Origin of the sequence: Polaribacter sp. SA4-12, assembly GCF_002163675.1 — a bacterium.
Taxonomy (GTDB): Bacteria; Bacteroidota; Bacteroidia; order Flavobacteriales; family Flavobacteriaceae; genus Polaribacter.
This window is the reverse complement of the sequence record NZ_CP019334.1, coordinates 1,322,949-1,344,866: the sequence shown is the minus strand read 5'-3', so window position 1 is coordinate 1,344,866 and position 21,918 is coordinate 1,322,949. Positions and strand designations below refer to the sequence as shown.

Annotated in this window: 14 protein-coding genes; 7 read left to right on the top strand and 7 right to left on the bottom strand. The window is 30.6% G+C overall.

Going from position 1 to position 21,918, the window contains the following annotated elements; all coding sequences use genetic code 11:
- Positions 1-98: 98 nt before the first annotated feature.
- The gene (gene argS / locus BTO07_RS05725) at positions 99-1,874 is read right to left on the bottom strand and encodes an arginine--tRNA ligase (protein WP_087520321.1); all 1,776 of its coding nucleotides are present in this window, start codon (positions 1,872-1,874) and stop codon (positions 99-101) included.
- An 88-nt stretch (positions 1,875-1,962) separates the two neighbouring features.
- Between argS and BTO07_RS05720 the strand changes: the two genes are divergently transcribed.
- Positions 1,963-2,487, top strand: a complete 525-nt coding sequence (locus tag BTO07_RS05720) for a YkgJ family cysteine cluster protein (RefSeq protein WP_087520320.1) — start codon at positions 1,963-1,965, stop codon at positions 2,485-2,487.
- A 201-nt stretch (positions 2,488-2,688) separates the two neighbouring features.
- On the opposite strand, the gene BTO07_RS05715 is transcribed toward BTO07_RS05720, so the two are convergent.
- The 4 genes from BTO07_RS05715 to BTO07_RS05700 form a co-directional block, all read right to left on the bottom strand.
- Entirely contained in the window at positions 2,689-4,077 is a 1,389-nt protein-coding gene (locus tag BTO07_RS05715; protein ID WP_087520319.1) for a GH1 family beta-glucosidase, read from the bottom strand.
- Between the two features lie 28 nt (positions 4,078-4,105).
- Positions 4,106-5,707, bottom strand: coding sequence for an MFS transporter (locus BTO07_RS05710; RefSeq protein ID WP_087520318.1), 1,602 nt, complete (start codon positions 5,705-5,707; stop codon positions 4,106-4,108).
- 77 nt (positions 5,708-5,784) lie between these two features.
- Positions 5,785-7,329 carry a sugar porter family MFS transporter gene (locus BTO07_RS05705; RefSeq protein ID WP_087520317.1) on the bottom strand — a complete coding sequence of 515 codons (1,545 nt, stop codon included), beginning with the start codon at positions 7,327-7,329 and terminating at the stop codon, positions 5,785-5,787.
- A 28-nt stretch (positions 7,330-7,357) separates the two neighbouring features.
- Positions 7,358-8,827, bottom strand: a complete 1,470-nt coding sequence (locus BTO07_RS05700) for a glycoside hydrolase family 30 protein (RefSeq protein ID WP_087520316.1) — start codon at positions 8,825-8,827, stop codon at positions 7,358-7,360.
- A gap of 322 nt (positions 8,828-9,149) precedes the next feature.
- Here BTO07_RS05700 and BTO07_RS05695 point away from each other — a divergent pair, with 322 nt between their 5' ends.
- The 6 genes from BTO07_RS05695 to BTO07_RS05670 all read left to right on the top strand — a co-directional run bounded on the left by BTO07_RS05695 (position 9,150) and on the right by BTO07_RS05670 (position 16,983).
- Positions 9,150-11,378 carry a glycoside hydrolase family 3 C-terminal domain-containing protein gene (locus tag BTO07_RS05695; RefSeq protein WP_087520315.1) on the top strand — a complete coding sequence of 743 codons (2,229 nt, stop codon included), beginning with the start codon at positions 9,150-9,152 and terminating at the stop codon, positions 11,376-11,378.
- Between the two features lie 67 nt (positions 11,379-11,445).
- Positions 11,446-11,907, top strand: coding sequence for a hypothetical protein (locus BTO07_RS05690; RefSeq protein WP_087520314.1), 462 nt, complete (start codon positions 11,446-11,448; stop codon positions 11,905-11,907).
- Positions 11,904-12,326: a prolyl oligopeptidase family serine peptidase gene (locus tag BTO07_RS05685; protein WP_087520313.1), complete on the top strand. Its 423-nt coding sequence runs from the start codon at positions 11,904-11,906 to the stop codon at positions 12,324-12,326. Before BTO07_RS05690 ends, BTO07_RS05685 begins: the two co-directional genes overlap by 4 nt.
- Before the next feature lie 3 nt (positions 12,327-12,329).
- Positions 12,330-13,304 (top strand): SMP-30/gluconolactonase/LRE family protein, encoded by a 975-nt coding sequence (locus BTO07_RS05680; RefSeq protein WP_087520312.1) that lies wholly within the window; start codon positions 12,330-12,332, stop codon positions 13,302-13,304.
- Positions 13,305-13,312: 8 nt separating this feature from the next.
- Positions 13,313-15,568 (top strand): beta-glucosidase BglX, encoded by a 2,256-nt coding sequence (bglX, locus tag BTO07_RS05675; RefSeq protein WP_087520311.1) that lies wholly within the window; start codon positions 13,313-13,315, stop codon positions 15,566-15,568.
- Between the two features lie 74 nt (positions 15,569-15,642).
- The gene (locus BTO07_RS05670; protein ID WP_087520310.1) at positions 15,643-16,983 is read left to right on the top strand and encodes a GntP family permease; all 1,341 of its coding nucleotides are present in this window, start codon (positions 15,643-15,645) and stop codon (positions 16,981-16,983) included.
- A gap of 2 nt (positions 16,984-16,985) precedes the next feature.
- Here BTO07_RS05670 and BTO07_RS05665 read toward each other — a convergent pair whose 3' ends face one another.
- Both BTO07_RS05665 and BTO07_RS05660 read right to left on the bottom strand, forming a co-directional pair.
- Complete coding sequence (locus tag BTO07_RS05665) at positions 16,986-20,261, bottom strand: VCBS repeat-containing protein (protein WP_087520309.1); 3,276 nt, start codon at positions 20,259-20,261, stop codon at positions 16,986-16,988.
- Between the two features lie 101 nt (positions 20,262-20,362).
- Positions 20,363-21,901: a RagB/SusD family nutrient uptake outer membrane protein gene (locus BTO07_RS05660; protein WP_087520308.1), complete on the bottom strand. Its 1,539-nt coding sequence runs from the start codon at positions 21,899-21,901 to the stop codon at positions 20,363-20,365.
- Between the last annotated feature and the right edge of the window lie 17 nt (positions 21,902-21,918).

The window sequence follows — 21,918 nt, the reverse complement described above, 5'->3', positions numbered from 1 at the left end:
AGAAAAAGCAAAAGGATGCCACTTCAATCCTTAACGCGTGCTAATTTACTAACTTTTACGCTTACTGCCAACTGCATACTGCAACTGTTCACTAATTTTTACATTCTCTCAGGAACTTTTATTCCTAATAATAAAAATGCAGATTTTATAGTATCAGCAACTTTCTTAGACAATTGAATTCTAAATATTTTTTTATCTAAATTTTCTTCCCCTAAAATATGTACATTCTGATAAAAAGAATTGAATTCCTTTACCAAATCATACGTGTAATTTGCAATAATTGCTGGCGAATAATTTGCAGCAGCTTGTTGCACCGTTTCTGGGTATAACTCTAATTGTTTTAATAACTCTTTTTCCTTTTCGTGTAAGTCTATAGTTACAGGTTGTGAATAATCAAAATCTGCTTTTCTAATGATAGATTGAATTCTAGCATACGTATATTGAATAAAAGGACCTGTGTTTCCTTGAAAATCTACAGAAGATTTTGGGTCGAATAAGATTCTCTTTTTAGGATCTACTTTTAAAATGAAATATTTTAAAGCACCTAAACCAATTGTTTCGTACAATTCATTTTTTTCAACATCAGAATAACCATCTAATTTCCCTAACTCTTCAGAAATAGTTTTAGCCGTTTCTGTCATTTCTACCATTAAATCATCAGCATCTACAACAGTTCCTTCTCTAGATTTCATTTTTCCAGAAGGTAAATCTACCATTCCGTAACTTAAATGATGCAATTGCTTCGCCCAATCAAAACCTAACTTTTTCAAGATTAAAAACAATACTTGAAAATGATAATCTTGCTCATTACCAACAGTATAAACCATTCCTCCAACATCTGCATAATCTTTTACACGTTGTATGGCTGTACCAATATCTTGCGTCATATAAACTGCAGTTCCGTCTGAACGTAACACAATTTTTTCATCTAAACCATCTTCAGTTAAATCACACCAAACAGAACCGTCTTCTTTTTTATAGAAAACACCTTTCTCTATTCCTTGTGCAACCACATCTTTACCTAATAAATAGGTGTTACTTTCATAATATAGGTTGTCAAAATCTACACCCATACTTTTGTAAGTAACATCAAAACCAGCATAAACCCAAGCGTTCATCTTTTTCCAAAGTGCAACTACTTTTTCATCTCCAGCTTCCCATTTCAACAACATTTGTTGTGCTTCTAATATAAGTGGAGCTTGTTTTTTAGCATCTTCTTCAGAAATACCAGATGCAACTAAGTTGCCTATTTCTTTTTTATATTCTTGGTCGAATTTTACGTAGTAATTACCAACTAATTTATCACCTTTTAAACCTGTAGATTCTGGAGTTTCTCCGTTTCCAAACTTTTCCCAAGCCAACATAGATTTACAGATATGGATTCCTCTGTCATTAATAATCTGTGTTTTGTAGACCTTTTTACCTGCAGCTTTAATAATTTCTGCAACAGAATATCCTAATAAGTTATTACGAACATGCCCTAGATGTAAAGGTTTGTTGGTGTTTGGAGATGAATATTCTACCATCATTGCTTTTTCATCCGCCTTTGGCGAAACAAAACCGTACGTAGCATCTGTATAGATAGTATTGAAGAAGTTTGTGTAAAAAGAATCATCAACCACTAAGTTTAAGAACCCTTTTACTACGTTGTAATTTGTAATTTCTGGTACATTTTCTACAACGTATTTTCCTAAATCTTCACCAATTTGAACAGGATTTCCTTTCTTGTAGCGTAATAAAGGGAATACTACTACAGTAATATCTCCTTCAAACTCTTTTCTGGTTGCTTGAAATTCTACCGTTGGAATTTCTATATTGTATAAAGCTAAAAAACCTTCTTTTACTTTGGTTTCTATAATGTTTTGAATGCTCATCTAGTCTTGAAAATTGAAATGCAAAATTACATATTTTTATTTGTTTTTTAGAATGATTTTTGGTCAAGAATAATTGTATTTTTGCAGCATGGAAAAACGCTTGCAACAACTCCCAAAATTAGCAGAAGAAGCTAAAAAAGAAAGTCTTAAATATTTTTCGAACATAAAAAGAAGAGTTCCTAAGAACTTTGATTATGTTGTGCAAGAGTTGCATGATGCTGAGTTTGAAAAAACAGATTGTTTAGATTGTGGAAATTGTTGTAAAACTACGAGTCCAATTTTTACAGATAAAGACATAGAGCGTATTTCTAAGCATTTAAAGATGAAGGTTGCAAATTTTGAAAAGCAATATTTAGAAAGAGATGAAGATAATTTTATGGTGTTAAAAACGGCACCTTGTTCTTTCTTAGATGAAGCTGATAATAGTTGTACTATTTATGATGTTCGCCCAAAGGCTTGTGCAGAATATCCTCACACAAATAGAAAAAAGTTTATAAATATTTCTGATTTAACGGTTGCAAATACAGCTGTTTGTCCTGCTGCATATTCTATTGTAGAAGCATTAAAAAAAGCTTTACCAATGGTTTCTAAAGTAAAGAAGAGAAGGAGTTAAATTGTAAAAATGTTAATTATATCTAAAAATATAATTTATACCAATTTTGGCACACAATTTGCTAATATAAAAATGAAAACAAAGTAGTTAATTGTTTTTAGTTTGAAAAATTTGGTTAGTTGATTAAAAAAACCATCTCTTATGAGATGGTTTTTTAGTTTTTAGAAGTTTAGGGATCAATCAACTTAATATTATTTAAAATTACAATGTTACTTCTGCACTTTCATTTTTAATTGCTTTTTTAAACCACTTTGCAGATTTTTTAGGAATTCTTTCTAAAGTTTCAAAATCTACATAATGCAAACCGAATCGTTGTTCATAACCAGAAGACCACTCAAAATTGTCCATAAAAGACCAAGCAAAATATCCTTTTAAGTTTACGCCTTCATCAATTGCTTCTTTACAGGCAATTAAATATTTTTGGTAAAACTCTAATCTTTCTTGGTCATCAATCTCACCATTTATTAATTTATCGGGATATGCACAACCGTTTTCTGTAATGTAGATGTTTGGTTTATTGTAACGTTCATCGATCCATTTTAATAATTTTTTACAACCCCAAGGCACCACTGCCCAGTCCATTAAAGTTACTTTCCAATCTTTATCTACAGATAAATCTACATCTTGGTCTTCAGAAATACCACCATTTCCATTCACGGCTACTTCTTTTACAATTCCGTCTGAATTTTCAGCATACATGGTTGTGTAATGATTCAATCCAAAAAAGTCTGAAGTACCTTTTATCAATTCTTTTTCTTCATTAGAAAATTCAGGAAGACGTTCTTTTAGTCTTTCTTTCATCACTTTAGGGTAATCACCTTTATAAATAGGATCTGCAAACCAAGCAACAAAAAACTCAAGCGCTCTTTCTGCTGCATCTTTATCCTCTTTGCTATCAGTTAAAGGTTCTCTCCAATCACAATTATTTGAGATTCCGATTTCTCCATTTTGATACGAATATTTTTCTCGATATAATTGTACGGCTTTTGCATGTGCTAAAATTAAATGATGTGCCGCCAAATAAGGTTCTGAATTCGAAACTCTACCTGGAGCAAATGCACCTTGTCCGTAGCCTAAAATAGAAACTACCCAAGGTTCATTTAAGGTAATCCAGTTTTTTACGCGGTTACCAAAGCGATCAAAACATACATTTGCATATTCTTTAAAATATTCAGTAATATCTTTGCTTAACCAACCATCATTTTCTAGTTGTAAGGCCAAAGGTAAATCCCAATGATATAAAGTAACCCAAGGAACTATATCAGCTTTTAAAAGTTCGTCAATCAATTCTGAATAAAACTGAATTCCTTTTTCATTAACGGTGCCTTTTCCTGTTGGCATAATTCGAGACCAAGCAATTGAAAAACGATATGCTTTAACACCCATATCTTTCATTAATTGTATGTCTTCTTTAAATTTATGATAATGATCACAAGCAACATTACCCGTTTCACCATTATTTATTTTACCAGGAATGCTACAGAAAGCATCCCAAATAGAGGGACCTTTACCATCTAAATCACTCGCACCTTCAATTTGATAAGAAGATGTTGCTGTTCCCCAAACAAAATCTTTCGGAAATTTATTCATAAGTATATAATATCAATATTTTTAAAATCTATTTTTCTTGTAATCTTCTTGCATTTAGTTCTAATGTAATTTCATCTAACTTTGATTCTGTCAGCGGATAAAAGAACATTACAATAGCTGTTAAAATTGTAATTACTGAAGGAATCCAACTCATTAACATCACAACTCCTGGTAAAGCGCCTTCTATGGCAACTGAATCTTGACCACTATAATGAAATGCTGCTAAAACCAACCCTATAATTGCGCCTGCAATTCCTCCTCCAAATTTTGTTGCAAAAGAACCTGCGGAATATACTAAACCAGTTGCTCTTCGTCCGTTTTTAAATTCTGAATAATCTGCAGCATCACCTAACATTACAAAGAATAAAGTGGGTAGAATTGCAGCACCAAATTCAGAAATAATACCTAGCGTAAAAATCAGAGTAATATCATTTGGTCCACAAAAAATTAGTAATGCATTTACACCTCCAGAAAATAATAAAGCATAAATGAATAACATACGTTTCCCAAATCTTTTTCCTAACGAAGCGGTTGCCATTGCACCTGCTATAGAAGCCAACATTAAACCAACCATAAAACTTGCTGCTAATAATTGATCATTTAAATAATGGGTAAAATAGACCACAACGATTCCTTGTTTTATAGAATTGTAGACATTAAATAATAAACCAATAGCAAGTAAAAATAACCAAGGTTTATTAGAAATTAAATCTTTTAAATCTTGTTTTAAATTGGTTTTTTGCTCTTTTGGAGGTAATACTCTCTCTTTTGTTGAATAGAAAGTAATAATCATAAACAGGGTTAAGAAAATGGACATCACATACATAGAATTACTATACCCTTTTTTCTGATCAATAATTGAAAAAGAAGCTTCAGTAAGACCTTTTTCTCCTTCTACAATAAATGTGTAATTTTTATTGGCTTCTATGGTAAAACTTTTTCCTTTTGTTGGTGTATTTTCTTTTTTGTCAAGAGTATCCCAAGTGAATAAAGCAATACCATCTTCTGTTTTAATATTTGCATTTAATACATCTTTAGGAGCAGATATTTCAACTTTAAACCTTTCAGTATCTAATTTATCAACCTTAATAGTTGGGTTTACATTACCAAAATAGGCAACTAGAAAAAGTAAGGCTCCTTGTACCAACATTCCACCACCAAATGCACCCACCATTCTAAAAGAACCAATGCTTGTTCTTTCTTTATCATTACCAGTCATTACTGCCATTAAAGCTCCATAAGGAACATTATTTGCTGTATAAATTAATGTAAAAGCAATGTAGGTGATGTACGCATAGATAATTTTACCTGTCGGGTTTAAATCGGGACTAGAAAAAAGTAATGAAAGACTGATTCCTAATGGAACTGCGGTCCATAAAATCCAAGGTCTGAATTTTCCGTATTTTGATGTAGTTCTGTCTCCAATAATACCCATTAAAATATCACTTATTCCATCGCTAAAGCGGGAAACTAGCATTAAAAGTCCAACTGTTGCTGGATGCAAACCAAAAACATCCGTATAAAATATAAACAAAAAAGCAGCGACACCTCTCCAAGCTATATTGGCAGCACCATCACCTAGCGCATATCCTACTTTTTCTTTTAATGGAACTTTGTTTATATCTAGCATCTTCTAATTGTATAAGTTGTTTAGTGGTTAAGTAGTTGGTTTCTATTTATATAAAATAGGCAGTCGTAAATCTTTTTTTAGTTTTTGATTAATTCAATTTCTAATTCTTCCAAAGACTTCCCTTTAGTTTCTGGTAATATTTTTAACATGATAAAAAAGCCAACGAATGCGATAGCTCCAAACACGAAAAATGTAAAGGCATTTCCTAAATGAGATAATTCCCAAGGAAAAACGAGTTGTACTAAAGAACTAATTAATGAGTTGATGAAAGCAATAACTCCTATTGCCAAACCTCGATATTTTATTGGATATAATTCTGATAATAAAACCCACATTACTGGTCCTAATGAGAATGCAAAACAAGCAATAAAACCTAAAATCCCTATTAATATTAAGTTGGCATTAATTGTTGTTGCAGCTTCTAAAATAGCGCCGTCATTTTTACTATAAATCTTATTTCCTAAAGCAGCTTTTACTTCGTTCTTGAAGGTAATATCGTCTTTATATAATGTATCTGCTAAAGGCAATAATTTTTGAGAATCAGAAAACTCAAATTGATTAATTTTTTCTTTTGATAATTGATACGTTGCTTGATTAAAACCATAAGCACATAACAATAAACTAATAGCAATACCAGCTGTACCAATTAATAATAAAGGTCTTCTACCCATTCTATCAATTAAATAAATAGCTACAAAAGTAAAAATAACGGAAATTGTGCTTAATAAAACTCCAGAAGAAAAAGCAGCGTCTGTACCAATACCTGTCTGTTTAAAAATGGATGTTGCGTAAAAATATACAGCGTTAATACCAGTAATTTGCTGTAAAACACCAACAACCAAACCAACGACTAAAATAAAGCGTAAAGAAGGTTTTAAGATGTCTTTAATTTTTAACTCAGATTTGTTTTTTTCTTTTAGAATATTTTTTTCTATGGCAGCAATTTCTAGACTTCCTCTTTCTGAACCGTGAATTTTATTTAGAACTTTTTTAGCTTCTTCAAAGCTTCCTTTTAAATACAACCAACGTGGACTTTTAGGAACAAAAAACAATAAGATAAAATAGAAAACAGCAGGAATAAATTCTACACCCAACATCCATCTCCAAACATTTTCATCCGTTAAAAAAGCACTTTCTTGCGTATTGTATTTATTGAAAAAATAATTGCTTAAAAAAGCGGCAAAAAATCCAAAAACGATGTTCAGTTGTTGTAGAGAAACCAATTTCCCTCTATTTTCTGCTGTAGAAATTTCTGCAATATAAATGGGAGCTAAAACTAAGGCAGCACCAAAAGCAATACCACCAATAATTCTTGCTATATACAGCATTTCGTAAGAAATAGACAAAGCAGATAAAATAGCAGATATTGCATACAGGAAGGCTACAAAAATTAGTAGTTTTTTTCTTCCTATTTTATCACTTAATCTCCCGGAAAACAACATTGCAAACATTGCAGCAAATGAAGGAGCACTTACTACCCAACCAGATTGTATTTCATTTAAATTAAATTCTGGTCCTGCATAAGACATGACTCCAGATATAATTCCAGCATCAAAACCAAATAGAAAACCACCTAAAGCTACTATAAAACTGATAAAAATAGTATATGTTTTATTATTCATAATTGTTATTCAATCTTTAAAAATAAGTTTAATAAATTATTGATTGCATTGCACGTGGAGCGATTTCAACTTCCGTTTCACTATCTCCAACAATCAGTTTATAAACTATTTTGGAATCTGTTTTATTCATAACTACAGTTACAATTTGTCCATTTTTATTTTTAAAAGAAGTGCTTTCTATTGTTGTTCTACTCGTTGTTGTACTAACACGTAAAGCACCCGGTTTTATAAATTTAGAAAAGTGACCGATGTAATAATAAGTTGGTGTATATATTAACTCTCCAGTTTTTGTATTTGCATGAATTGGTGCAAAACAGAAGTTCTGAACGTGATTTGGCCCACCTCTTTCATCTAATAAGATATTCCAATCTGTCCATCCTACAACTCCGCTATTAAAATCATTTATCATAGAATTTCCATAACGTTCTGCATTTGGCCAAAACTGTAATTTTTCAATATCAAATTTTTCTTGACAACCTTCTGTAAACAATATGTTTTTAGTAGGATAAGATTCATTTATGTTTTTCAAGTTATCATATTTTGGCAAACCACCAGTCCAAGTTTCATACCAATGAAAACCAATTCCCCAAGCATATTTTGACGCTTCTGGATCTTCGAAAATAGTATTTGCTCTGTCGGAAATTAAATCTCTATTGTGATCCCAAACAACAATGTTTTTATCACCTAAACCTTCTTTTTCTAAGGTTGGTCCTAAATAATCCTTTAAAAAATCTCTTTCTTCTGCGGCAGTGTAAATACAAGATTCCCATCTTTGAACTGCCATTGGTTCATTTTGAATGGTTAACCCCCAAACAGGAATTCCTTCTTTTTCGTAAGCTTTAATAAATTTCGCATAATAATTTGCCCAAGATTGTCTAAACTCTGGAAGTAATTTACCACCATTTAACATGTTTTTATTAGTCTTCATAAAAGCTGGGGGACTCCAAGGACTTGCATAAAAAACGACATCGTCTTTAATTAATTCAATAGCTCTTTTAATTAAAGGAATTCTTTTTTTTCTATCTTTTTCTATTGAAAATGTTTTTAAATCTGCATCTCCTTCATCAATATACGTATGACTTCCCAAACCAAAATCACTACTGTGAATACTCGTTCTAATAATATTATAACCAATACCATCTTTACCATATAAGGATTGTAAAAATTTGTTTTGTTGAGAATCATTCAACTTAGAAAACACTTCAGAAGAAGCGTCAGTAATAGCACCTCCAATTCCTAAATATTTTTGAAAAGTCTTATTTGGATTTACAAAAACTGCAACTTCAGTTTCTAGGGGTTGTATTTTTTCTTTAAAAGTTAATTCATTTGTTTTAGTTAACCTTAAATTGGTGTTTCTTGCTGTTGTATAAACTTGAATTTTTTGATTCAAATAATTAATTTCAGGCAAGTTTTTTGTTTTATTCTCTTTTTTAACTGTCGGTTTTGAGCACCCAATTATTAAAACTAAGAGGATTATTATATAATTTTTAAAGTTCATATTATTTACACTTTTTAGAAATTATTGTTTTACTAAATTTATCTTTCTCTTTGGAAAAATCATTAATTAGTTCTTGATTTTGATGAATTTTTAATCATTATTATATAAGTACTAAAGTATTCTAAACTTGAAAACAACAAAAACTTATTTATGATACATCTAAAGCAAAAGATAGCTCTAATGTGTTATCAGCATGTAAAAAATTAGACTTTTAAAGGAATTGCAACAAATGTTATAATCTTAGTTGAATTAGTTTTATTCATATATCTTGTTAAAAAGTAGTTTTATCAAAAAACAGACAACAGTAAATTAATTATCAAATATGAGAGTAGCGTTTAAAAAAAATATTTCAATACTAACTTTTATTTTATGTCTTCATATTTCATTTATAAATGGACAAAATAAAATACCACAAATTCAATTAGAAAAAAATCAAACTAGTTCTGTATATATAGAGGCAAAAATAGATAGCATTATTGCTGTTTTAACGCTTGAAGAAAAAATAGCATTGACTCATGCACAATCTAAATTTAGTACAGAAGGAGTTTCTAGATTAGGGATACCAGAAGTATGGATGTCTGATGGACCTCTTGGAGTTAGAGAAGAAATTCTTTGGGATGATTGGGGAGAAGCAAATTGGACGAATGATGCAATTACAGCTTTTCCTGCTTTAACTTGTTTAGCTGCAAGTTTTAATCCTGATTTATCTGGAGAATATGGTTTTAGTTTGGGAGAAGAAGCTAGGTATAGAGAAAAAGATGTTTTATTGGGGCCAGGTGTAAATATTTACAGAACCCCATTCAATGGTAGAAACTTTGAATATTTAGGGGAAGATCCTTTTTTAGCTTCAACGATGGTTGTTCCTTATGTTAAAGGTGTTCAAAAAAATGGAGTTGCAGCTTGTGTAAAGCATTTTGTGTTAAACAATCAAGAACATTTAAGAGATAAAATTAATGTAGAAGTTAGTGATAGAGCATTACATGAAATTTATTTACCTGCATTTAAAGCCGCTGTACAAAAAGGAAAAGTTTGGTCTCTTATGGGGGCTTATAATAAATTTAGAGGTCAGTACACAACACATCATAAAATTTTGAATAAAATTTTAAAAACAGATTGGGGTTTTGATGGTGTTGTAATAAGTGATTGGGGGTCTGCACATAACACAAAAGAAGCAGCTTTATATGGCTTAGATATGGAGATGGGTACAGGAACTGATGGTTTAGGCGTAAGTAAAAAAGATAATTATAACTATTATTATTTAGCAAATCCATTTTTAGAAGCCATTAAAAAGGGGGAGTTAAGTGAAGATTTATTGGATGATAAAGTGCGTAGAATTTTAAGATTGGTGTATCGTACAAACTTAAATCCAAACAGATCTTTAGGAAAGTTAAACAATAAAGAACATCATGAAGTAGCAAGAAAAGTAGCTACAGAAGGGATTGTTTTATTAAAAAATGAAGATAATTTTTTCCCTATAGAAGACAAAAAAGGAGTAACAATTGCTGTTATAGGAGAAAATGCAACAAGAAATATGACAAGGGGTGGAGGATCATCTCAATTAAAACCTCTTTTTGAAATATCTCCCTTAGAAGGGATTAAAACAAGATATAAAAATGCCACTATAATTCATACAATGGGTTATGAGTCTGGTGCTTCTGCCTACAATGCAGCACTTCCTGCAACTTTAAATCAAGATTCTTTATATGTAAAGGCAATTGAAGTTGCTAAAAAAGCAGACATCGTTCTTTTTATAGGTGGTTTAAATAAAAGTTATCATCAAGATACAGAAGGAGGAGATAGAAAAGTTTTTAAATTGCCATTTGGACAAGAAAAATTATTAAACGGAATTTATGAAGTTAATAAAGAAGTCGGATTTTTATTAGTAACAGGAAATGCTGTAGAAATGCCTTGGGTTTCTAAAACGAAAGGAATTTTACAAACTTGGTATTTAGGAAGTATGGCAGGTCATGCAATTGCAGATATTGTTAGTGGAGATGTAAATCCTTCAGGGAAACTTCCTTTTTCTTTTCCGAAGAAATTAAAAGATAATGGAGCGCATTCTTTTGGCGAAACTTCGTATCCTGGAGATGGCGTAAATCAATATTATAAAGAAGATATTTTAGTTGGGTACAGATGGTTTGATACAAAGAAAATAGTACCTCAATATGCTTTTGGTTTTGGTTTGTCTTATACTGATTTTGAAATCTCTGATGTAAAAGTAAATCAGAAAAAATATGCTAATAAAGACCAAATAAAAGTAACTTTTAATGTTTCTAATACAGGAAATAGAGAAGGAGCTGAGGTTGTACAATTATATATTGGTAAACATAAATCGAAAGTAAAAAGAGCTTTAAAAGAATTGAAAGGTTTTACGAAAGTATATTTAGAAAAAGGTGAGCAAAAAACAGTTACAATTTCTATTGATGCATCAGAATTAGCATATTATAATACTGAAGTTTCTGATTGGTCTGTTGAGAAAGGAACTTATTATTTGTATGTAGGAAATGCATCAAATAACATAATAAAAAAGATAAAGTTTGATTTGGATTAATTTGAGTTAGTAAATGTGGAAAGCAGTATAAAGTTACTTTATATTGCTTTTTTTTAAACTTTTTAGAGTGAAAAATAAGAACTTAATAATAGTCATTTTTATTTCTTTTTGTTGTAGCTGTAAACCGGTAAAATCATCTACAATAACCTCAGAAATTGAACTTAAATCAGTTTTAGAAAATGTTGATAGCTTATTGATTAGAAATGCTTATAAAGCTACTAATAATTTAGAGTTACCTTATAGATTATTCACTCCAAGCATTCATCAAAATAAAAAGATTCCATTGGTTATTTTTCTTCACGGAAGAGGAGAAAGAGGTACAGAAAATGGCGCACGAATTTATAGAAACGCAGGAATAATTATGAACGAAAATTCATTAATAACTCCACAATCACAAGCAAATTATCCATGTTATATTTTAGTTCCCCAATGTTCTAATAAGACCGAAAATAAGAATGGGCAAAATGGATTGGAAATTCACCAAAAACACCATTTAAAGGTTTGGGTAAAGATGGTTCCTATATTATGAATCCAATACCATCAGAATCTGGTGAAGCTACATTAGAATTAATAGAAAAAATAATTTCAGAGAAGGCAATAGATACATCTCGAGTTTATATAACAGGTTTATCTATGGGAGGTTTTGGAACTTGGGATTTTATAGCAAGAAAGCCTAATTTATTTGCAGCAGCAATACCAATGGCAGGATATTCTGATCTTAATCAAATAAACAAAATAAAAGAAATTCCTATTTGGATTTTTCATGGAAATAAAGACAAATGGAATCCTGTTGAAGGTTCAAGAAAAATGTATTCTCTTTTATCTAATGTAAATAAAGATGTTAGATATTCAGAATATAGTCTTGGTCATAGAGACACATTTAAAAAAGCTTTTCAAGAGGCAGAATTAATTCCGTGGATGTTTTCAAAATCTAAAAAACAAAATTAAAAAATGATTAAAAAAGTATCGCTTTTAATTTTTTCAATTTTATTATTTGCTTGTAATTCTAATAAAGAACAAAAGGTGGACAAAGTAACAGCATCAAAAAAAGTAGCAACACTAGAGTATGAAATTGAAGCTACTTTGGGAGAAGGTGCTATATGGAATTATAAAACCCAAGAATTATATTGGATTGATATTGAAGGAAAGCAATTAAATATTTACAATCCAAAATCCAAAATTAATAGAACATTAAATACAAACTCTAGAATAGGTACCGTTGTTCCTTTTACTGAAATCGAAGCTTTGATTGCATTAGAAGATGGTGTTCATAAAATAAATCTAAAAACTGGTGAAAGTAATTTATTCACCGATATGAAAAGCGAATTACCTGATAGTAGATTAAATGACGGAAAATGTGATCCTGCAGGAAGGTTTTGGGTTGGCTCAATGCATTTTAATAAAGAAAAAGGAAAGGCAAATTTATATACAATAACATCAGAAAATATTTTAGAAAAGAAGATTGATAGTGTTACAATTTCTAACGGTATTGTTTGGACTTCGGATAAAAAAACAATGTATTACATCGATACACCAACTTCTACAATTAAAGAGTTTGATTATAATAATGAAACAGGTGAAATATCAAACGGAAAAATTGCAGTTGAAATTCCAGAATCTTTAGGTTTTCCTGATGGAATGACCATTGATGAAGAAAATATGCTTTGGGTTGGTATGTGGAATGGAAATGCGGTGATCAGATTTAATCCAAAGACAGGAAAAGTACTTTCTAAAATAGAAGTTCCTGCTCATAATATTACTTCTTGTGCTTTTGGAGGAGAAAACTTAGACATCTTATATATAACTACTGCAAGTGTAGATATGACTGAGAAAGAAATAAAAAAATATCCTTTAGCAGGATCTGTATATAAAGTGAATCCAGGTGTTAAAGGAGTACAAAGTAATTTTTATAAACAAAGTAAATAAACCAAACGATGAAAAAAACATTCCTTTTACTATTATTGGTAGTAGTTGTTTTAGGTTGTAAAGAAAGCAAACAGACGTTTGTGAAAGATACAACTCATGAAAAAAAGATTGATGCGTTAATTTCTAAAATGACGCTTGAAGAAAAAATAGGACAAACCAATTTAAGAGGCGTTTCTAGTAGAGCAAAATCGTTACCAGAAAATTTAAAAGAAGCTGTAAAAAAGGGGAATGTTGGAGCTTTTTTAAATATTATGAACCTAGATTATGTGGATGAATTACAAAGACTAGCTGTAGAAGAAAGTCCAAATGGAATTCCATTAATTTTTGGAAGAGATGTTATTCATGGTTTTAAAACTATTTTTCCAATACCATTGGGATTAGCAGCAACTTGGAATGCACAAATAGTAGAAAAAACTTCAGAAATTTCTGCTTTTGAAGCTTCAGCAGCAGGAATTAGATGGACGTTTGCACCGATGTTAGATATTGCTAGAGATAGTCGTTGGGGAAGAGTAGCAGAATCTCCAGGAGAAGATCCATATTTAGCTACAATTTTGGGAGCAGCATATGTTAAAGGGTTTCAAGGAGAAGACTTAAGTAATCCATTTAGAATGGCAGCTTCTGCAAAGCATTATATTGGTTATGGAGCAGCAATTGGTGGTAGAGATTATAATACGGTTAATTTAAATGAACCTCTTTTAAGAAATGTTTATTTACCTCCATTTAAAGCTGCTGTAGATGCTGGTTCTGCAACTGTAATGAGTGCTTTTAATGAGATAAACGGAATTCCTGCAACAGGTAATAAATATCTGCTAAAAGATGTTTTAAGAGATGAGTTACATTTTGATGGTTTTGTAGTTAGTGATTGGGATTCTGTTATAGAAATGGTCAGTCATGGTTTTGCAAGTGATGAAAAACACTCAGCAGAATTAGCCGCAAAAGCAGGATTAGATATGGAAATGACTAGTCAGGCTTATGAAAATCATTTAAAAGAGTTAATCGAAGAAAAGAAGGTAACTATAGAAGAATTAAATGAGTTTGTTCGAAATATTTTACGCGTTAAATTTAGATTAGGGCTTTTCGAAAATCCATATAGAAATAAAGAGCATACTGGTAATTTTTATGCTGAAAATCATATAAAAGAAGCTAAAAAAGCAGCAATAGAAAGTACAGTATTATTAAAAAATAAGAATTCTATTTTACCAATATCAGAAAAAACAAATGTTGCAATTATTGGTCCTTTGGCAAATGCGCCACATGAACAATTAGGTACTTGGGCTTTTGATGGAGAAAAAGAGCATACAAACACACCTTTAGATGCTTATCAAAAAGCAAATGCAAATTTTAAATTTGCAAAAGGGGTAGATTATAGTCGAGATAAATCAAAAAAAGGATTTAAGGAAGCGATTGATATTGCAAAAAAATCTGATGTTATTTTATTTTTTGGAGGTGAAGAAGCTATTCTTTCTGGTGAAGCACATAGTAGAGCAAATATGGATTTACCAGGAATTCAAGAAGAATTGATACATGAACTTGCAAAAACAGGAAAACCTATTGTTTTAATTATCATGGCAGGTAGACCAATTACAATTACGAATATTATAGATGAAACAGAAGCCGTTTTAATGGCATGGCATCCAGGAACAATGGGAGGTGAAGCTTTATATGAAATTATTAATGGAATAAAAGCTCCAGAAGGTAGATTGCCAGTTTCTTGGCCAAAAACAGCGGGACAATTACCGTATTTCTACAATCATAAAAATACAGGGAGACCTGCAGATAGTGTAACCTTTATTCCGATCGATAAAATTCCAGTTGCTGCTTGGCAAAGTTCTTTAGGAAATAAATCTCATTATTTAGATGCTGGTTTTACACCTCATTTTCCTTTTGGTTATGGTTTATCGTATACTACTTTTAGATATTCTGATTTGACAATTTCTAAGGATAATATCAATTTTAGTGAAGATTTAGAAGTGAAGTTTTCTTTAACAAATACAGGAACTAAAGACGGTAAAGAGATTACTCAATTATATATTCAAGATATTGTAGGTAGTATAACTAGACCTATAAAAGAATTAAAAAGGTTTCAACATGTTTTCTTAAAAAAGGGAGAAACAAAAGAAGTTTCTTTCAAAATATCATCTAAAGATTTAGAATTTGTGAATCATAAAATTGTGAAAGCAGCAGAAGAAGGTCAGTTTAATCTTTGGGTTGGCCCAAATGCAGCACAAGGTTTAAAAACATCTTTTACGCTTAAAAATAAATAAACTTTTTATTAAAAAATAACTGTCAAAAAGGAACTCTCTTTTTGACAGTTATTTTTTTTTAGACAAATACTATTATGATAGATTTTACTCTTATTTCTGCAGTTTTTATTGGAATAGCTATTTTACTTATCTTAATTCTTAAATTTAGAATTCCTGCTTTCATTGCACTTTTAATTGCAAGTATTTCTGTTGGAATATTTTCAGGAATGGATCCTTTAGATATTATCCGCACTATAATAGAAGGTATGGGAAATACTTTAGGTTTTGTAGCTACAGTTGTAGGATTAGGGGCAATGTTTGGAGCAATTTTAGAACACTCTGGTGGTGCTGAAGCTTTGGCGAATTATTTATTACATAAATTCGGAGAAAAAAATGCTTCTTGGGCACTGATGATAACAGGTTTTTTTATTGCAATTCCTGTTTTTTTCGATGTTGCATTTATCATTTTAGTCCCATTAATCTATTCACTGCAAAGGAAAACTAAAAAATCACTCTTGTTATATGCAATTCCTTTATTATCAGGTTTGGCAATTACGCATGCATTTATTCCTCCAACACCTGGACCAGTTGCTGTTGCAGATATTTTAAAAGCAGATTTAGGTTGGGTTATCTTCTTTGGTTTTATTGTAGGAATTCCTTCTGCTATTATTAGTGGACCATTATTTGCAAAATATATTTCAAAAAAAATATTTGTTGAAGCACCTAAAATAGATGACAAACAAAATCATAAAGAATCTCCTGCAGTAGGAATGATACTTGCTATAATTGGTATTCCTATTATTTTAATAGTGAGTAATACCGTTTTAAATAGCCCTTTATTCGATGAAGGTACTATTCCTGAAAATGTTAAAAACTGGTTGCAAATGATTGGGCATCCATTTACCGCATTAATAATTGCTAATTTAATTGCATGGTATTTATTAGGAATTAAAAGAGGTTATCATAAAGAAACGTTATTAAAAATAACAACAAAATCTATGGAAGCTGCAGGTATTATTATATTATTAACTGGAGCAGGTGGCGTTTTTAAACAAATTTTAATAAATACAGGAACAGGTACAATGCTTGCCAATTATTTTGCAGATAAAGGTATAAGTATTCTTGTCTTTGCCTTTTTAGCTGCAGTAATTGTAAGGGTTTTACAGGGTTCATCAACAGTTGCAATGATAACTTCTGCTGGTATTACAGCGCCTTTATTAGCGGATTCAATTACAGAAATAGACAAAGCACTTTTAGTAATTGCAATAGCAGCTGGAGCCTCAATAATGTCTCATGTAAATGATAGTGGCTTTTGGTTAGTAAGTAAATATTTAAATATTGACGAAAAACAAACGTTTAGAAGTTGGTCTGTAATGACAATTATTTTATCGCTCGTTGGTTTTAGTTGCGTAATGATATTATCATTTCTTCTCTAAATCTATTTTTCAATTTTTAAGTATTGTACTGCATCATTATTTTTACCAATGATAATGTAATGTTCATTATTAATTGTTATTTCAGACATTTCTTTTACATCACCAGAAGTATAAAAACCACTTTCTAAGACAGAAGTTGGTTTAAATGTTCCATCTCCTTTTCCTTTTAAAAACACTCCATAACTAGCGTCATTTCTTGGCGTTTCAACTTCTGAATTATGTAAGTTACCCGCAATAATAGCATCTAGTTTTCCATCTTTATCATAATCATTCACCAATATTTTTTGAATGCTAGAAAATTGAGCTTCAATAGGAAGTTTGTGAATTGCAAAAGTATCGCCTTTGTTTTCTAAATAAATACTTGCAAAAGATTTTACTTGATAATGTAAAGCATTTTCTAAATTTTGTTTTCCATAAACATCAACTAAAGTAGCTTGAGAAAATTCATTGTAATCTTTAAATTTATTCTTGATTCCTGGTATTTGTTGAGATGAACATTGTCTTCCACGAAGTGGATATTGTTTCCCTTCATTATAATAACTTAAAACAATGTCGCTTTTTTTATTGTTATCAAAATCATTGACATAAATATCAAAAGTTTCATTCTCAGTGGCTTTGTATTTATAGTTTAAGCCATTATTTCCTAAAATGTAGTCTATATCACCATCATTGTCAAAATCTCCTTGATTAATGCTCCACCACCAACCAGTAGTGTCTTTTGTTAATCTCATTTCTTCAGAAACTTCAGTAAAAGTTCCTTTGTTATTTTTGAAAACTCTTATGTTCATCCATTCGCCAACAATAATAATATCTTGCCAAGAATCATTATTAAAATCAGTAATAACAGCACTTGTTGCCATTCCTAAACCTGAAAATAGGGTAGTAGAGGTGTCTTCAAATTTAATGTTTGAAGGAGTCGAATTATTTTTAAGTAAATAACATGTTGCGGGTAAAGGGTATTTTCCAGAGACTTGTCTACCAAGAACTAAAACATCTTGTTTGCCATCTTTATTATAATCTAATTGATATGCTTTAGAGCCACTACTAGAAAATTTAGGTAAACTATTTACCAATTTTTTAAAACCACCTTTTCCATCATTTTCATAGAATCTATCTTGTAACATTGATGAGTTTTGAGCATATTCATAACCACCACTAACCACATATAAATCTTTATCACCATCTAAATCAGCATCAAAAAATAATGCTCCTAAATCTTCAGAAAGTTTGTCTTTTTCTATAGTTGGAATTTCAGCCTTTATAAAATTGCCTTCTTTTTGTAAATATAATTGTGATGGATTTCCAAAAGAACCACCGATAAAATAATCATCTAAACCATCATTATTTACATCTGCAACTGCTAGAGCAGGACCTAAAGTTGACATTTTGTGAGGCAATAAAACTTGTTTGTCAAAATCGTTAAGCTCGTTTTCTTTATGTTTTGGTTGTAGTAAATTATCTACTTCTGTAAATAAAGTTTTTTTTTTGTTGATTATTTTCTTGTTGAGGTTTGGCTTAGCATCAGCATAATTAATTGTCAATAATTGATTTGCTTTTACGTTCTTTAAAACTTGAATGTTTCCATTTTGCCAAATAATTTTTAAACTGTCAATTTTTTCATTTTTATTTAATCCGAAATGAATTTCTGGTGCTACTGAAGATTGATAACCTCTTGTTAGCGTTAATTCTTGCATTTGTTTTTTATCAGCAGTAAAAGCATAAATTCTGGTTCCTAATCCGAATTTATTTTTAGAAGATCCATTCAGTTTTATTTTTAAATAGTTAGCTTTTTCTGAATTATTGTTATTGAAGATAGTAGCTTTATCATCTATATTATTTACAATGATTTCTAAATCTCCATCATTATCTAAATCTGCATAAGCAGCTCCATTAGAAAAGCCTTTATGTTCTAAACCCCATTTTTTGCCAACATTATTAAAGTTGAGGTTTCCTAAGTTTTGAAAAGTGAAATTGTCAATCTTTTCACTCGGAATCATTTTGTTTTTTTCTAATAATGAATATTTATCATATTCTTTATGTCCAATTTTTTTGAAAAAATCTTTGTTATTAACTTCTCGTCTTGTTCCGTTTGTAATATATAAATCTTTAAATCCGTCATTATCAAAATCAGCAAATAAAGGACCCCAACTCCAATCTGTAGAAGACATTCCTGCTAATCTTGAGATATTTGAAAACTCAGGAATTCCATTTCTTATTAAACCCGAATTCAATTGTAAACAGTTGTGCATATATTGATTATGAAATCCATATAAAACCGTTTCATAAAACAATTCCGGATTCATACTTGCCATATTTGCTTTCTGACGACGGTTATTATTAGATTCCATATCAACTTGAAAAAGGTCTAAAAAACCATCATTATTAATATCAGAAACATCAATTCCCATTCCGTAAAAAGAAGTGTGAGAAGTCGCTTCTTTTACAATTTCTTTAAAAGTTCCATCTTTATTGTTGATGTAAAAAAAATCTGGAGTACTATAATCATTAGAAACATAGATGTCTTGCCAACCATCATTATTGATATCTGCAGCCGAAACACCTAATGACAAGCTATAATTTTTTACGCCTGCTTGTTCTGTAACATCTGTAAAAGTATTTCCATCATTTCTAAATAATTTATTAGATTCTGCAAGTGTTGCATTGTCCTTTTTGTTTTTATAAATAAAGTTAGATGTTGATTGATGTGTAATAGGGTAGTTTGCAATATAAAGATCTAAATCTCCATCATTATCATAATCAAAAAAAGTTGACTGCATTGAGTTCGCTGTGTCATCAATGTTATATTCTTTTGCTTTTTCTGTAAACGTATTATTTTGATTATTTATAAAAAGCTGATTGTTTTTAATGCCGTTTTTACCTGCAACCGAACAATAAATATCTAAATAACCATCGTTATTTACATCTGTCATTGTTGTACCTGTATACCATCTATTATCTCCAGAAATGTTTGCTTTTCCTGTAATATCTTCAAAAAGTAAGTTGCCTTTGTTTAAATATAATTTGTTTGGTACTTGGTTTCCTGTAAAGAAAAGGTCTATAAGACCATCATTATTAATATCACCAACAGAAACACCACCTCCAAGATAAATAGAAGCGTATTTAAAATAATTTAAAGAATCTGTTTCTGTTATATTATTACTAAAGTTGATATTGGTTTTATCTGATGAAATTTTAGAGAATAAAGTAGTTTCTCTATCTTTAGTTGAACAGCTAACGAAAATTACTATTAGAAATAAAAAACTGAATGCTCTTAACATTAGATTATTTTTTAGGTTGCTATAAAAATAAATAAAGCAGTATGAAATTACGATTCATACTGCTTTATTTTCCTTAATTCAAAATGAGGGACTTTAATATATTAATATCCAGGATTTTGATCTGCATCAGATAATTCTGAATTTTTATCAATTTCTGTAATAGGAATAGGAAATAAGTCATTTGTAGAAGTATAACCAGTTCCAGATAATTCTGTTGCAGCTTTACCCCAACGTACTAAATCCCAGAAACGTTGACCTTCATGAGCTAATTCTAAGAATTTTTCATTTACAATTGCGTCAAATAAATCGTCTCCAATTAAAGAAGTTGAAACATCTGCTAAACCTGCTCTAAACCTTACTTTGTTTAATTCAGTTCTTGCTTTAGCATCTTGTCCGTCTTTATTATAAGCCTCTGCAGCTAATAACAATACTTCTGCATAACGATATAATCTATAGTTAATTCCGTAGTTTAATTCTTTAACACCACCTTCACTTGTATCTTCTAATTTTGTACCGTATTTAATTCTTATAGCACCTTCATAATCCCAAATAACTCCTCCAGCAGCAGCAGTAGGGTCTACAGATCCACCAGCACTAATTAATTCAGCTTCTGTCATAAGAGTTGCAGCTTTTCTTTCAGTATCACCTGCTGCATCAAAAGCATCTACTAATTTACTAGTTGGTAAGTTAAATCCCCATCCATTAATAAGTCCAGAACCTGTAACGTCAAAAATACCATCACCTCTAGGTCCCATTAATTGTATGTGTAAATTACTTTCATTTCTACCTCCCCAAGCAAGGTTACCCCAATCTCTAGCAGATGTAGTTACAAATCCCATTTCAAATAATGATTCGATTCCGAATTCATGATCTACACTCCAAACATCTTCAGATTTTGCTTCTAAATCTACAGCAGGATTGCTAATTACAGATTCAAAGAAAGGTATTGCATCGCTATATTTTTCTTGAAAAACTAATACTTTACCCATTAATGCTTCTGCAGTTTCTTTAGAAGCTCTAAAGCTATCTGAAGCTCCTTTTCCAGGTAAACCATTAATTGCAGCAGTTAAGTCACTTTCAATTTGAGTATACACATCTGCTCTTGATGATTTTGCAATTCCAAAATCTTCTGCTTTTTCAGGTACTGTTAATCTTAATGGTATATCACCAAACATAGTTGTTAATTCAAAATAACACCAAGCTCTCATAAATTTTGCTTCCGCTAAAGCTCTATCTTTATTAGGTAAATTACCATCAGTAATATTATTAATAACTAAATTAGATAATGCAATCGTTCTGTAAAAAAGATCCCATACACTAGTGATAGACGGATTAGAAGAAGATACATTTGTATAATCATCTATGTTTTGAAGTTGAGTTTGATCTCCAGAATTACCACCAGCAGCATTTGCATCATCTCCAGGAAGTAATTTTACAAGAAAAGTACTACTCCAGTCCTTACTGTAATTATGCTGCATTAAATCATAGATACCTATAATAGCAGTTTCTACATTTTCTTCTTCAAGAAAGAATGTTTCTAGCTCTTCTACGTTTATTCTAGGGTTTTCTGTAAACTCATCATTACAAGAAATTATTCCTAGAAAAAGAACCACAATAATTGTTAAAAATGTTTTTTTCATAATATGTTATATTTTTT

Bases quoted from the DNA above. Each gene is read 5' to 3' on its own strand.
- argS (WP_087520321.1), bottom strand. From the start codon at position 1,874: ATGAGCATTCAAAACATTATAGAAACCAAAGTAAAAGAAGGTTTTTTA.
- BTO07_RS05720 (WP_087520320.1), top strand. From the start codon at position 1,963: ATGGAAAAACGCTTGCAACAACTCCCAAAATTAGCAGAAGAAGCTAAA.
- BTO07_RS05715 (WP_087520319.1), bottom strand. From the start codon at position 4,077: ATGAATAAATTTCCGAAAGATTTTGTTTGGGGAACAGCAACATCTTCT.
- BTO07_RS05710 (WP_087520318.1), bottom strand. From the start codon at position 5,707: ATGCTAGATATAAACAAAGTTCCATTAAAAGAAAAAGTAGGATATGCG.
- BTO07_RS05705 (WP_087520317.1), bottom strand. From the start codon at position 7,329: ATGAATAATAAAACATATACTATTTTTATCAGTTTTATAGTAGCTTTA.
- BTO07_RS05700 (WP_087520316.1), bottom strand. From the start codon at position 8,827: ATGAACTTTAAAAATTATATAATAATCCTCTTAGTTTTAATAATTGGG.
- BTO07_RS05695 (WP_087520315.1), top strand. From the start codon at position 9,150: ATGAGAGTAGCGTTTAAAAAAAATATTTCAATACTAACTTTTATTTTA.
- BTO07_RS05685 (WP_087520313.1), top strand. From the start codon at position 11,904: ATGAATCCAATACCATCAGAATCTGGTGAAGCTACATTAGAATTAATA.
- BTO07_RS05680 (WP_087520312.1), top strand. From the start codon at position 12,330: ATGATTAAAAAAGTATCGCTTTTAATTTTTTCAATTTTATTATTTGCT.
- bglX (WP_087520311.1), top strand. From the start codon at position 13,313: ATGAAAAAAACATTCCTTTTACTATTATTGGTAGTAGTTGTTTTAGGT.
- BTO07_RS05670 (WP_087520310.1), top strand. From the start codon at position 15,643: ATGATAGATTTTACTCTTATTTCTGCAGTTTTTATTGGAATAGCTATT.
- BTO07_RS05665 (WP_087520309.1), bottom strand. From the start codon at position 20,261: ATGTTAAGAGCATTCAGTTTTTTATTTCTAATAGTAATTTTCGTTAGC.
- BTO07_RS05660 (WP_087520308.1), bottom strand. From the start codon at position 21,901: ATGAAAAAAACATTTTTAACAATTATTGTGGTTCTTTTTCTAGGAATA.